11 protein-coding genes are annotated in these 14,136 nt (G+C 35.6%); all 11 read left to right on the top strand.

The features are described from left to right. The first annotated feature begins 34 nt into the window (after window positions 1-34). Window positions 35-853: a pur operon repressor gene (purR, locus tag BLP68_RS00945; RefSeq protein WP_091538911.1), complete on the top strand. Its 819-nt coding sequence runs from the start codon at window positions 35-37 to the stop codon at window positions 851-853. Window positions 854-1,102: 249 nt separating this feature from the next. Next, window positions 1,103-1,399 carry a septation regulator SpoVG gene (gene spoVG / locus BLP68_RS00940; RefSeq protein ID WP_091538909.1) on the top strand — a complete coding sequence of 99 codons (297 nt, stop codon included), beginning with the start codon at window positions 1,103-1,105 and terminating at the stop codon, window positions 1,397-1,399. A 533-nt stretch (window positions 1,400-1,932) separates the two neighbouring features. Beyond that, complete coding sequence (glmU, locus tag BLP68_RS00935; protein WP_091538906.1) at window positions 1,933-3,303, top strand: bifunctional UDP-N-acetylglucosamine diphosphorylase/glucosamine-1-phosphate N-acetyltransferase GlmU; 1,371 nt, start codon at window positions 1,933-1,935, stop codon at window positions 3,301-3,303. 72 nt (window positions 3,304-3,375) lie between these two features. After that, entirely contained in the window at window positions 3,376-4,323 is a 948-nt protein-coding gene (locus BLP68_RS00930; RefSeq protein WP_091538904.1) for a ribose-phosphate diphosphokinase, read from the top strand. A 26-nt stretch (window positions 4,324-4,349) separates the two neighbouring features. Further along, window positions 4,350-4,907 (top strand): aminoacyl-tRNA hydrolase, encoded by a 558-nt coding sequence (pth, locus tag BLP68_RS00925; RefSeq protein ID WP_091538901.1) that lies wholly within the window; start codon window positions 4,350-4,352, stop codon window positions 4,905-4,907. Between the two features lie 44 nt (window positions 4,908-4,951). Next, entirely contained in the window at window positions 4,952-5,332 is a 381-nt protein-coding gene (locus tag BLP68_RS00920) for a hypothetical protein (protein WP_091538899.1), read from the top strand. A 92-nt stretch (window positions 5,333-5,424) separates the two neighbouring features. Then, window positions 5,425-8,943: a transcription-repair coupling factor gene (gene mfd, locus BLP68_RS00915; RefSeq protein WP_091538897.1), complete on the top strand. Its 3,519-nt coding sequence runs from the start codon at window positions 5,425-5,427 to the stop codon at window positions 8,941-8,943. 43 nt (window positions 8,944-8,986) lie between these two features. Continuing rightward, window positions 8,987-9,925, top strand: a complete 939-nt coding sequence (locus BLP68_RS00910; protein WP_242876878.1) for a peptidylprolyl isomerase — start codon at window positions 8,987-8,989, stop codon at window positions 9,923-9,925. 218 nt (window positions 9,926-10,143) lie between these two features. Next, window positions 10,144-10,695 (top strand): stage V sporulation protein T, encoded by a 552-nt coding sequence (spoVT, locus tag BLP68_RS00905; protein ID WP_091538891.1) that lies wholly within the window; start codon window positions 10,144-10,146, stop codon window positions 10,693-10,695. 264 nt (window positions 10,696-10,959) lie between these two features. Next, window positions 10,960-12,555, top strand: a complete 1,596-nt coding sequence (locus BLP68_RS00900) for a putative polysaccharide biosynthesis protein (protein ID WP_091538889.1) — start codon at window positions 10,960-10,962, stop codon at window positions 12,553-12,555. A gap of 45 nt (window positions 12,556-12,600) precedes the next feature. Continuing rightward, complete coding sequence (gene yabN / locus BLP68_RS00895; protein WP_091538886.1) at window positions 12,601-14,055, top strand: bifunctional methyltransferase/pyrophosphohydrolase YabN; 1,455 nt, start codon at window positions 12,601-12,603, stop codon at window positions 14,053-14,055. Window positions 14,056-14,136: the final 81 nt, after the last annotated feature.

The raw sequence follows: 14,136 nt of genomic DNA, 5'->3' as shown, positions 1-14,136 counted from the left end.
AAGAAACAAAATAATTCATGTTCGGAGGAGTAATATGAGCAAACTTAAAAGAAATGAAAGGATTGCTGCTATGGTGAAAATTCTATCGGATCAACCAAATAGAATATTCACATTAAATTACTTTACAGAAAGGTTCAATTCAGCTAAATCAACAATCAGTGAAGATATTGTTATTGTAAAGCAGTCAATGGAAAAAATGAATTTAGGGAGAATTGAGACCTTTTCAGGGGCTGCCGGTGGGGTGAAATATATACCACAGACAACTAAAATAAATAATAAAAAGATATTATCAAAAATATGCGATCAACTTAAGAATTCAGATAGAATATTACCTGGAGGCTTTCTTTACATGACAGATATTATTTATTCTCCCAGCACAACTTCACAACTAGGAGAAATATTTGCTTCTCAGTTTAACTATCAAAATGTTGATTATATTATAACCGTTGAAACAAAAGGAATACCATTGGCTATGATGGTGGCTAAAGCTATGAACCTACCTCTTGTTATTCTAAGAAGAGATAGTAAGGTAACAGAGGGATCAACCATCAGTATTAATTATATATCAGGCTCATCAGGAAACATACAAAAAATGTCATTATCTAAGAGAGCAATAAAACCAGGTTCAAGGGTAATAATTATCGACGATTTTATGAAGGGTGGCGGCACTGCAAAGGGAATGATGGATATGATGAAGGAGTTTAACGTTGAAGTAGAGGATGTTGGTGTATTAATTTCAACAAAATCACCTGACAAAAAGCTGGTAGAACAATATGTTCCTCTATTGATTTTGGAGGAGGTAAAAGGTGAGGAAGGAATCATAAATATTTATCCTAACCCAGAAATTATATAAATTTCAGTTTGCCTTTTAAAAAAAGCCTTTATTTTCAGTCATTATAAGCAAATAAAAGAAATTAACCCAACTATAAATCCAAACAAATTAATGAATTCCAAGAAAATTTTTGTTAGAATAAAAGCGACAAAAAAGAAATAATTCTGAAAAGTTGTAAAATTTAAGCAGGATATTAACAAGTTTTGGAGAATAGAGGAATAAACAATTTCGCATTTTGCAGCATGACATAAGGAAGGTGGTGAGGGGATAATGCAAGTGACCGATGTTCGAATTAGGAAGGTAGCTACAGAAGGTAAGATGAAGGCAATAGTTTCTGTTACTTTTGATGATCAGTTTGTTGTGCATGATATTAAAATTATAGAAGGGCAGAATGGACTATTTATTGCAATGCCTAGCCGAAAGATGGGGGAAGGCGATTTCAGAGATATTGCACATCCGATTAATTCTGAAACAAGAGCTAAGATTCAAGATGCAATTTTTAGTGAGTACGAGAAAATGGGTGATGAAGTAGAATTAGTAGCAGAAGCTGAAATAATGGCTGAGTAAAATTTGAACTAGGGGGGGCCTCATGGTATAAATGGGGCTCTTTTTGTATTTAGTTAGACTGTTGAAAACCCTTCATCTTCTTCGTTGCTTCAAAAACCCAGCACCCTTACGTGCTTATTGTACGCTGCGTTCGCTGGATTTTATTGCGCCTCTAATATAAAGGATTTTGAACAGTCTAGACATAGTTGAAATCCCATCATCTTCTTCGTTCTTATTTTTTAAAATTTCTAATTCACAATTTTCCATTTTCATTTTTTAATTCTTAACTCTTAACTCTTCACTCTTCACTCTTAACTCTTAACTCTTAACTCTTAACTCTTCAAGTTTTCCATTTTCAATTTTCCATTTTCTTTTGTTTTGTTCCATATTATCTAATACTTCATTTTTATTTTATTTAGGGGTTCATTATTTATCAAAAATATAATAAACTATTAAAGGGATGAAAACTTCAAAAAGCTACAAACTATTTATAACAGTTCTATATTGTTGAAGGCTAAGCAAGACAAATTGTCAAAAAAACTCGAGGTGAGAAAATGGGATTAAAAGCTATTATATTGGCTGCCGGAGAAGGCAAGAGAATGAAATCTCGAATTCCCAAGGTATTACATAAGGTATGTGGACAAACTATGCTGGGGCATGTTATTGATGCCGCCAATAGCTCTAATGTTCAGGAATCCATTGTAGTTGTTGGGCATGGTGCAGATGCTGTTAAGGAAAGTTTACCAACACAGGTAAGAACTGTTCTACAAGCTGAGCAACTGGGTACTGGTCATGCGGTAATGATGGCCTATGATCATATTGAGGAAGATGGTACAGTATTGGTATTGTATGGAGATGGACCACTAATTACAGAAAAAACCCTAAATGCTTTAATGGAGTATCATACTACCGGTAGTTATAAGGCCACAGTGCTGACTACAGATTTAGAAAACCCACATGGGTATGGAAGAATTGTTAGAGATTCACACAATGGGTTAGATAAAATAGTTGAAGAAAAGGATGCAACTGAAGATCAAAAATCAATAAAAGAAATAAACTCAGGAATATATTGCTTCTCTTCAAAAGATTTAAAGGAAGCTCTACCAATGCTAAAGAACGAAAATAAGCAAAAGGAGTATTACCTCACTGATGTATTGACAATAATAAAGGATGCAGGAAAAAAAGTGGGGCTATTTAAAATTGAAGAACATGAGGATATTATGGCAGTAAACTCCAGGGAACAGCTGGCACAGGTTGAAGAAATTATGAGAAATAGAATAAATTTAATGCACATGATCCAAGGTGTTACTCTTATAAATCCACAGCATACATATATCGAGAAAAGTGTTAAGATAGGTATAGATACAATAGTTTATCCTGGTGTAATATTGGAGGGTGCTACTACCATCGGCGAAGATTGTATAATTGGAGCTAATACAAAAATAAGCAATTCTTCGATTGGGAATAGTGTTGAAGTGCAAAGCTCCACTGTAACTGATAGCCAAATTGACGATTATGCAGCTATTGGTCCATATGCATATCTAAGACCAAATAGTAAGATTGGTAAACACGTTAAAATTGGTGATTTTGTTGAGGTTAAAAATTCAGTTATAGGTGATCACTCTAAGGCGTCTCATTTAGCTTATGTTGGGGATGCTGAAGTAGGCAAGAATGTAAATATTGGCTGTGGAGTTGTATTTGTAAATTATAATGGGAAAGAAAAGAATAAAACTATTATAGAAGATAACGCTTTCATTGGAAGTAATTCCAACCTTGTGGCACCTGTTACTGTTAAAGAGGAAGGATATGTAGCCTGTGGCTCAACAATAACTAAGGAAGTTCCTAAAGGCGCCCTTGCAATAGCTCGAACCAAACAGGAAAACAAAACTGGGTGGACACAAGCAAAGGGATTTTCAAAGGAATAATGAAGATTTCAAATCATAGAAACAAGCTGTTTATAAATATTAATAGATGCAAACATATGAGGAGGAAGATGAATGAATACCAGTGGAAGTGAGATTAAAATATTTAGTGGGAATGCAAACTCCAGCTTAGCAAAGGAAATTGCCCGGAATACAGGGGTTCCATTAGGGAACGCAGAGGTTACTACCTTTAGTGATGGTGAAATAGCAGTAAACATAAATGAAACAGTAAGAGGAGCAGATGTTTTTGTTGTTCAACCAACAAGCCCACCAGTAAACGATCATCTTATGGAACTATTAATACTAATAGATGCCTTTAAAAGGGCTTCAGCAGGTCGTATAACTGCTGTATTACCCTATTATGGATATGCGAGACAAGATCGTAAGGCAAAGGCGAGAGACCCTATCACAGCTAAGCTAGTGGCAGATTTAATAACTACTGCAGGAGCAGACCGTGTTTTGGCAATGGATCTTCACGCATCCCAGATACAAGGTTACTTTAATATTCCACTAGATCACCTGTTAGGGGTGCCTATATTGGCTAACTATTTCAAAGGTAAAGGCCTACAAGATATAGTAGTAGTATCACCGGACCTTGGAAGCGTTACGAGGGCAAGAAATTTTGCAAATCATTTAGATGCCCCAATTGCTATTATAGATAAAAGAAGACCAAAAGCCAATGTGTCTGAAATAATGAATATAATTGGTGAGGTTGACGGGAAAACAGTTATTCTTGTTGATGATTTAATAGATACAGCAGGTACAATAACACAAGCAGCTAATGCTTTAAAAGATTTCGGCGCAAAGGCTGTTTATGCATGCTGTACACATCCGGTATTATCAGGTCCAGCCTTAGAAAGAATACAAGATTCAGCAATTGAAGAGCTGATAATAACCAATACAATAGCATTGCCTGAAGAGAAGATGATTGATAAAATACAAGTAATTTCTGTTGCACCGGTCTTTGCAGAGGCCATAACAAGAATATATAAGAACATTTCTGTAAGCAAGATATTTGATTAAGTGTTGTTAATATGAGGTGAAACAAGATGTATGTTATAGTTGGACTAGGAAATCCCGGCAGGAAGTATGAAAATACACGTCATAATGTGGGCTTTCATACTATTGACCTACTAGCTGAAAGAAATCAGATTAAAGTAAATAAGTTAAAGCATAAGGCTCTTTATGGTGAAGGGGTAATTGCTGGAGAAAAGGTACTATTAGTTAAGCCCCAAACCTATATGAATCTTAGTGGACAAAGCTTATTAGATATTGTAAATTATTACAAAGTAGATTTAAATAGAATAATTGTTATATATGATGACATCGACATTAAGGTGGGGTCCATCAGAATTAGGGAAAAGGGAAGCGCAGGAACCCATAATGGAATGCGATCCATAATCTACTTACTTCAGAAGGACGAATTTCCCAGAATACGAATTGGCATAGGAAAACCTGAAATCATGGAATTAAGTGACTTTGTTACAAGTAATTTTAGTAAAGAAGAAATACCATTAATTAAAGAAGCTATTGAAACCGCAGCATTGGCTGTAGAGTCAGTTATTGATAGGGATCTATCCTTTGCTATGAATAAGTTCAATGGTTAAAGAGAATTATACAAGATATTATTTCTTTAAAAAGGAGATTGTAAATGTTCCTTATTTCTGGTATATTCTCAGCAATAAACGCTTATTTATGGAATAAGTGGATTTTAAAGCAATTAGGTAATAAGGGTTTGGTTTTACTAGTGCCCTTCATCGAAGAAGTTTCAAAAACCTTAATAGCACTAATGCTTAGAGCTTCAATATTGGGAGCCCACTGTGTATTTGGTGTAATTGAGGGTATATACGATATTAAGACCTCATCAAAATCAATTGGCAAGCTGGCTGCGTTGGCCAGTATAGTAAGCCATAGTTTTTTTGGGTGGGTTACCTATGCTGTTTACTCCAAAACAGGATTTATATCTGTTAGCATACTAATAGCTTGGGTTTTACATAGTAGCTGGAATTGGTATATTACAAAGTATATTTAAAAAAAATAATAGTAACACAAGCCCGGTGAAAGATCCGGGCTTACAGTTGTTGAAAGTGTCAACAATGAACAGATGTTAAGGTGGTGACAACAATGCTTAGCAAGGTACTACTTTCGCCTATAAAAAAGACAATAGAATATAATCAGATAATAGGTGCTATAAAAGGGAGAAAGACACCGGTAGTTATACATGGCCTGAGTGAATCACAAAAACCCCATATTGCCTTTGGAATATTTGAAGAGCTCGATGGTCAGGTGTGTATTATTACCTATAACGAGCTTGAGGCTAGGCAAATATACGAGGATTTAAAGTTCTATATGGGAGAAAGAATATTATTTTTCCCAACAAAGGAAGTTGTATTTTATCAAATAGAAGCCACAGGAGAAGCTATACAGGCTGAAAGGGCTAAAACATTAGAAAAGCTTGCTGAAGGAGGTAATTATATAGTTATTACCTCTATTGATGCGCTGCTTTTAAAGCTTACCAAACCCCAATACTATATTTACCACCATATTACATTTCGTGTAGGAGAGACAATCGAGCTGCAGCAAATGCTAAATACATTATTAATTCAGGGGTTTGAGAGGGTAGACAGGGTAGAAAGAAGCGGAGAATTCAGCATCCGTGGAGGAATAATCGATATTTTCCCTGCCTCAGAGGAAGCACCATATCGTATTGAGCTTTTTGATGACGAGGTAGATTCTATACGTAGGTTTCAAGTGGACACACAAATTTCTATAAATAAATTAGAAGAGATAAAAATATATCCTACAATAGAAACGATAATAGAACCAGAGGATAATAAATTTATAAATGAAAAGCTTTCTAAGGAATTGAAAAAAACCTTAGAGAAGCTAGATGAAGATCCAGGAAAAAGACTTAAAGAAAAATTTGATGAGATACTGGAAAAGCTAAATGAGCTTGCGGATACTAAAACAGCCCAGCTGTTACTGCCGTATTTGGAGGGTAGAGAAGCCTCCCTTTTAGAATACTTAGATAGAAACGCAACCCTGATTCTAGACGAGCCTAGGCGTTTAAGGGAAAAAGGCGAAGGAGTTTTAAAGGAATTTAATGATAACTTTGAGACCTTACTTGAAAGAGGCGAGGTTCTTCCTTCCCAATGTAAGCTTCAGTTCAGCTATGATGAAATACTTGGTAAAATGGTGAGACATCCAGTGGTGACACTAAATCTTCTTCCAAAGTATAATCCCGATTTTCAGCCCAAGGAAATAATTAATTTTGCCTCCCGAAGTGTACAAACCTTTAATGGGAAAATGGATTTTATGGTGGAAGAATTGAAACTTCTGCAATACAAGGGCTACAAGGTTGTATTATTACCAGGAACAAAAGAAAGGGCATTAAGGCTTTTAGAGCTTCTGAATGAACGGGGCTTGAATGTAAGCTTTGTGGTTACCCCTCAAGAAGATTTAATGTCTGGTCAAGTAATTATTATGCAAGGAAGTGTACATCGAGGCTTCGAATATGTTGGAGCAAAATATATGCTTATTACTGATAATGAGATATATGGTGTTCATAAGAGAAAAAAGCAGATCACTAAGCGTAAGGATGCAGCACCAATAAAATCATTTATTGATCTTAAGGTTGGCGATTATGTAGTACACGAGGGACATGGTATAGGAAAATATGTAGGGATCCAACAGCTTAGGGTAGATGGATTGAAAAAGGATTATTTAAAAATAAGATATTCAGGTGAAGACAACCTATATGTACCTACCGATCAAATGGACCTTATTCAAAAATATGTTGGCAGTGAAGATCACCCTCCTAAGGTAAACAAGCTTGGAGGAAGTGAATGGATAAAAACTAAGGCAAAGGTTAAAAAAGCCATTGAAGATATGGCACAAGACCTATTAAAGCTATACGCCGAAAGACAGAAAAGCAGGGGACACATATTTTCAGCAGATACTGAATGGCAAAAGCAATTTGAAGATCTATTCCCCTATGAAGAAACTCCAGACCAGTTGAAATGTATAGAAGAGGTAAAGCTTGATATGGAAAATCATCTACCCATGGATCGTCTTCTTTGTGGAGATGTAGGGTATGGCAAAACTGAAGTGGCCATAAGAGCAGCATTTAAGGCCGTAATGGATGGTAAACAGGTGGCTTTACTAGTTCCAACAACCATCTTAGCACAACAGCACTATAATACATTTGCCCAAAGGTTTTCAGGTTTTCCAGTTAAAATAGATATGTTAAGCCGATTTAAAACACCACAGCAGCAGAAAAATATATTAGAGAATGTTCGAACCGGTAACGTAGATGTTATAATAGGAACCCATAGAATCCTTTCTAAGGATATCCAATTTAAAGACTTAGGAATACTAATTATTGACGAAGAGCAACGCTTTGGAGTAAAGCATAAAGAGGCACTAAAGCATTTAAAGAAAAACATAGATGTATTAACTCTAACAGCAACACCTATACCTCGAACATTACATATGGCCATGATTGGAATACGAGATATGAGCGTAATTGAAGATCCGCCAGAGGAAAGGTTCCCGGTACAGACATATGTAATGGCCCATAACGAGTCAATTATAGCCGATGCTATTACCCGTGAAATTGCTCGAGGAGGTCAAGTCTACTATGTCTATAACCGAGTTAAAGGAATTCATCAGATGGCAGCCAGATTAACTAATCTTATTCCCCATGCCAGAATTGGAGTAGGGCATGGTCAAATGAGCGAAAGACAATTAGAGAATCTTATGCTGGAATATTATGAAGGTGAATACGACGTGTTGGTATGCACCACCATCATTGAAACTGGACTGGACATACCAAATGTTAATACAATAATTATTCACGATGCAGATAGATTAGGTTTATCACAGTTATATCAGCTTCGGGGTCGAGTAGGCCGCTCTAATCGACAAGCCTATGCCTACTTAATGTACGAAAAGGATAAGGTCTTATCTGAGGTTGCAGAAAAGAGATTGAAAGCTATAAAGGAGTTTACCGAATTTGGATCAGGATTCAAAATAGCCATGAGGGACTTAGAAATTAGAGGTGCAGGCAATCTATTGGGTGGCGAACAGCATGGACATATGTCAGCCATTGGATATGATTTATATGTAAAGCTGTTGGAAGAGGCCATTGGTGAGCTAAAGGGAGAGTCAGTAGAACGATTTGAAGAAACAACAATTGAACTGAGTATCGATGCATATATTTCTGATAAATATATTATTAATCAAAGTCAAAAGATTGAAATATATAAAAAAATTGCATCAATACGAAACAAAGAAGATCTTTACAGTGTAGAAGAGGAAATAGAGGATAGATTTGGAGATATTCCCAACAGCGTAAGAAATCTACTGCTTATTTCTTATATTAAAGCCATGGCTAAAAATCTAAGAATTACTTCCATCACTCAAAAATCAAAAGAAATTACAATCTCCTTCAAAGATAGTATAATGCTCATGCCTGAGAATATAGGAGAAGCACTACATACCTATAATAGGAGACTTAGTTTCCATGGAACCAAGGTGCCCTACTTTGTTTATAAAGTTATTGAAACGGATCAAAATAAGATATTATCTGAGCTTAAGGATATAATAGAAAAAATTAGTGGCTTGCAAAAAACAGCAAATTAGATATAATTATAAATGACGATATGGATAGGAGATGATTAAATTGATGATAAAAAAGAATAGAGGAAGAGTCTTAAAGGGTATAGCTATCCTTATAATGGCAATATTATTCCTTACTGCCTGCAGTGGTGGCAATAAGCTTAGTGATGATACAGCAGCACTGGTAAATGGCACAGAAATCTCAATGGACGAATTTAGCAAAAATTTATCACTGTTCTCATACGGCTATAGTAGTGATGTATTAAATCGAGACGATGGTTCGGGATTAACCCTATTAGAGACTATTAAAGATCATGTAATGGAGAAACTCGTATTAGAAGCAATAATTATTGAAGAGGCAAAAAAGAATAATATCGAAGTAAGTGATGAAGATATTCAAGATGCATTTAACGATTTTAAGGAAGAAATGAATAATGACGAATTATTAAAGAATTATATGGATGAAAACGATATTTCTGATGAGTTTATTAAAGATTTTCTTAAAAAATCGCGTCTTATAGCAAAGTACGAGATTTTCTATGCAGATAGTCTAGGAATTGATAGTGACGTAGCAAGGGAATTTTATGAAGAAAACCCAGATTTATTTATTACTGAGGAAGTAAACGCCAAGCATATATTGGTTAAAGATCAGCTATTAGCTGATGAGCTATATGTTCGTATTCAAAATGGAGAAAGCTTCGATGAGCTTGCTATAGAATACTCAGAAGATCCTAGTGTTGTGGAAAATGGTGGAGACCTTGGATATTTCCCTAGAGGTGTGATGGTTTCTGAATTTGAAGATGTAGCATTTACCCTGGCAATAGGAGAAGTTAGCGAGCCGGTGCAATCTGCCTTTGGTTATCATATAATTTTACTAGAAGATAAAATAAGTGAAAACTTCAGCCTTGAAGAAGTAGAACATGAAATTATCAATTACTTGATGACCTTAGAGTATAGAAAGCATATAGACGAGCTAATGGAAAATGCCAATATCACAAAAAGATAATTAAATATTATTAGTACTAATAATTAACAAAAATATGAGAAAAATATAAACAAAGCATATGATCGATAATATAATCGAGCATATGCTTTTTTATATAAGCTTTTATCCATTACATTTCTTCCTTAACATTAATTATTTTCCTAAAATGCATAAAAGAGAAGAAACAGTTAAATAATATGATTACAATAAATTATTACTTAACTTAGGAGGTCATAGAAGTGAAGGCAACAGGAATAGTAAGACGAATTGATGATTTAGGTAGAGTAGTAATCCCCAAAGAAATACGCAGGACCCTAAGAATTCGTGAAGGTGACCCCTTAGAAATATTTACTGACAGAGAAGGAGAAGTAATATTAAAGAAATACTCACCAATAGGAGAGCTAAGCGAATTTGCATCTGAGTATACAGAATCACTTCAAGAAGCATTGGGCCATATGGCTATTATAACTGATAGAGATACAATAATAGCGGTGGCAGGTGCCTCAAAGAAAGAATACTTAGATAAAAGGGTTAGCAAGAATCTAGAGAAACTAATGGATGAAAGAGAGGTTATCTTGGCAAATCAAGGAGAACAGTTTTACACCATTGTTTCAGACGAAGGAGATGACACCAAATATTCTGCACAAGTGATTGCACCTATAGTAACACAAGGAGACCCAATTGGAACTGTTGTACTCTGTTCCAAAGAAAAAGGTGTTGCAATGGGAGAGACTGAAAAGAAAATAGCAATGACTGCAGCAGCATTTTTATCTAAACAAATGGAGCAATAGGAATACTTACCCCGGATAACCGGGGTTTTTATCTTGAAGGTACCTTTTATTTACTTACATAATTTTGAATTTTATATTACTTATTGCTCTTATATATGCTTTTTTATCTTTTTGGTGTTCATCAGTAATTACTAATTGTTTTACATTACTCATTGTTCTTCATTACTAATTACTCATTGCTTTTAATGCTTCTATTCGGCTGTACGAAATAATAAAAGTCTGCTATAATTAACCTTGACTTGATTGCAAGTAGGAGGAGTATACATGAAAAAGGATTCCTTTTTAAAAGGAGCGGCAATACTTGGTATAGCGGGAATAATGGTTAAAATTTTAGGTGCTTTTTTTAGAATACCATTGGGGAATATTATTGGATCAGAGGGATTTGGTTACTATCAAGTAGGTTATCCCATATTTACATTTCTACTATCCTTTTCAATTGCAGGATTTCCCACTGCTATTTCTAAATTAGTGTCAGAGAAAAGGGCTAAAGGAAATTATGTCGGTGCCCACCAGGTTTTTAAAATTTCTATCCTAGTGTTATTAGGAATAGGTAGCGTTAGTGCCATAATTTTATATTTAGGAGCAGGCTTTTTTGTAAACAATATTGTAAAGAGCCCCAACGCATATTATGCAGTATTAGCCTTAGCGCCTGGATTGTTTTTCGTTTCAATGCAAGCAGGCTTCCGAGGTTATTTTCAGGGCATGAAAAATATGGTGCCTACCGCCATCTCTCAGTTTGTTGAGCAGCTTGCAAGGGTTATTGTTGGCTTAGGTCTAGCAGTTGTTTTATTGAGACAAAATGTTGAATATGCCGCAGCTGGGGCCTCCTTTGGAGCTACAGCAGGAGGAATTGCTGGGCTATCAGTTATATTATACATTTACTTTAATGATAGAAAGAAAAAATCAGCACTAAATCAGCAAATGGAGGGTCAAAAAGACCCAGTTGGTAAAGTAATTACAGAGCTTATGCATATTGCTATTCCAATAACCATCGGTGCATCGATTTTGCCCTTAATCAATATGATAGATTCACTAATTGTATTAAGAAGATTACAGGCTATAGGCTTTACCTATGCTGAAGCAAATAGTCTTTTTGGTCAATTAACAGGAATGGCAGTAACCTTAATTAATTTGCCTCAGGTTTTAACTGTAGCCCTGTCAATGAGTATAGTGCCAGTAATAGCTGAAGCACGGGCTAAAAAGGACTGGGAAGGGGTTAGAAACGATATTCAATCTGGTCTTAGAGTATCCTTTTTAATTGGGCTACCTTCGGCTGTAGGACTTGCTGTATTAGCCACACCTATTATGCAGCTATTGTTTCCACGGGAGCCTGCCAGCATTGGGCAAATATTACTGTATCTATCATTTGCTGTTTTATTCCTAACACAAGTACAGGTTATGACAGGAATTCTACAGGGTCTAGGAAAGCAGATTATTCCAGTAAGGAACTTAATGATAGGGGCTGCCTTCAAATTAGTAGCAACTTATATATTGACGGGTATACCAGCTTTAAATGTAAAGGGTGCGGCATTAGGAACAGTGCTTGCTTATCTAATAGCAGCCATTCTCAATTTGATGGCAGTGAGAAAATATACTAAAGTAACCTTTAATATGAGGAGGATGTTTTACAAACCAATAGTAGCTGTAACTGTAATGGCTATAGCTACTAGAATATCCTATAGTCAATTCTCTCGAATACTAGGAGGTAGACTAGCCACTGTAGTTGCAATAGGTATTGGAGGGCTAGTATATGGAGGAATGCTTTTATATACAAGTACTATTACAGAAGAAGATTTTGAGCTGATACCAGGCGGAACTAAGATTGTTAAGATATTAAGTAAATTAGGAGTTATGAGATAAACTGATTCTGTCTACCTTTTCACATAAATAGGAAGGAGAATTATTATGGGGAGAATTACAATTGTAGGACTTGGGCCCGGTGCTAAGGACCATCTTACCTTCGCTGTTTTAACAGAATTAAAAAAAGATAAAGAAATTTACTTAAGAACAGAAAAACATCCTACTGTAGAATTCTTAACAGAAGAAGGTATATCCTTTAAAAGCTTTGACTATGCATACTCAGAAATAGATAGCTTTGAAGAAGTATATCAGCATATAGCTTTAGCCCTCCTAGAAGAAGGGAGAGGCAAAGAAATAGTATACGCAGTACCTGGACATCCCTACGTAGCAGAAACTACAGTACAACACCTTATTAAGGCAGCTGAGGGGACCGACATACAAATCGACGTACTACCTGCCATGAGTTTTTTAGATGTGTTACTTCCTGTGCTAGGGGTTGATCCCGTCGATGGATTTAAACTGATAGATGCTTTGCAGCTGGACAAGCAAGAGCCAGATACAGATTCGGCAACAATTATTACTCAAGTGTATGATACCTTTGTAGCCTCACAGGTGAAGCTAAGGCTGATGGATTACTATGACGATGAACAAGAGATTGTAGTTGTAAGGGCTGCAGGGGTACCTGGGGTTGAAAAAATAGAAAAGCTGCCTCTTTATCAGCTAGATCGCTTAGACTGGATAGATTATCTGACAAGTCTTTATATTCCAAGGATTGACATGATTCAAAAAAAGTATTATAATATGAATAATTTAGGCTCCTTAATGGAAAGATTAAGAAATAAAGATGGTTGTCCTTGGGATATAGAGCAAACTCATGAAAGTCTTAAGCCATATTTAATCGAAGAATCCTATGAGGTTATTGAGGCAATAGATTTGAAGGATGATTATCTTTTAGAAGAAGAGCTGGGCGACCTTCTTTTGCAAGTTGTTTTCCACAGTCAAATAGCAAAAGAGAGAAATGCTTTTAACCTTCAAGATGTTATTGGAGGGATAGCACAAAAACTCATATTTAGGCATCCTCATGTATTTAAAGATACAAGGGTAGATAATTGCCAAGAGGCACTAGAAAGCTGGGAGCAACAAAAACAAAAAGAAAAACAACTAAAAAGCTATACCCAATCTATGCTATCGGTTCCAAAACAGTTGCCGGCATTAATGAGGGCTAACAAAATACAACAAAAAGCAGCTAAGGTTGGCTTCGATTGGGATGACATCAATGATGTATTAAACAAAATTCATGAAGAGCTAGAAGAATTAAAGCAGGCCCATCAAGAAGGAATTTTCGACAAAATAGCTGAAGAGGGTGGAGATTTATTATTTGCTGTGGTTAATCTTCTGCGTTTCTACAAAGTTGAGCCTGAGGATGCATTAAGTAGGACAATAAGCAAGTTTATAAAGAGGTTTAACTACATAGAAGAAAATGCAGTTATGGCTGGTAAAAAACTGGAAGAAATGACCCTTGTTGAAATGGACGAATTGTGGGAAGCATCAAAAAAATAATCCCATAGTACCAAAATATTAAAAAAAATGGAAAAAAGTTATAGAAAATCTTATAAAAAGAAGGATTTTCAAATTTTAAAG

The sequence above is a fragment of the Alkaliphilus peptidifermentans DSM 18978 genome (assembly GCF_900101495.1).
In the GTDB taxonomy this organism is placed as follows: domain Bacteria; phylum Bacillota; class Clostridia; order Peptostreptococcales; family Natronincolaceae; genus Alkaliphilus_C; species Alkaliphilus_C peptidifermentans.
The sequence above is the reverse complement of the archived record's forward strand: the minus strand, read 5'-3'. Positions and strand labels throughout refer to the sequence as shown.

Coding starts and splice junctions, on each gene's coding strand:
- purR (WP_091538911.1), top strand. CDS start 35: ATGAGCAAACTTAAAAGAAATGAAAGGATTGCTGCTATGGTGAAAATT.
- spoVG (WP_091538909.1), top strand. CDS start 1,103: ATGCAAGTGACCGATGTTCGAATTAGGAAGGTAGCTACAGAAGGTAAG.
- glmU (WP_091538906.1), top strand. CDS start 1,933: ATGGGATTAAAAGCTATTATATTGGCTGCCGGAGAAGGCAAGAGAATG.
- BLP68_RS00930 (WP_091538904.1), top strand. CDS start 3,376: ATGAATACCAGTGGAAGTGAGATTAAAATATTTAGTGGGAATGCAAAC.
- pth (WP_091538901.1), top strand. CDS start 4,350: ATGTATGTTATAGTTGGACTAGGAAATCCCGGCAGGAAGTATGAAAAT.
- BLP68_RS00920 (WP_091538899.1), top strand. CDS start 4,952: ATGTTCCTTATTTCTGGTATATTCTCAGCAATAAACGCTTATTTATGG.
- mfd (WP_091538897.1), top strand. CDS start 5,425: ATGCTTAGCAAGGTACTACTTTCGCCTATAAAAAAGACAATAGAATAT.
- BLP68_RS00910 (WP_242876878.1), top strand. CDS start 8,987: ATGATAAAAAAGAATAGAGGAAGAGTCTTAAAGGGTATAGCTATCCTT.
- BLP68_RS00900 (WP_091538889.1), top strand. CDS start 10,960: ATGAAAAAGGATTCCTTTTTAAAAGGAGCGGCAATACTTGGTATAGCG.
- yabN (WP_091538886.1), top strand. CDS start 12,601: ATGGGGAGAATTACAATTGTAGGACTTGGGCCCGGTGCTAAGGACCAT.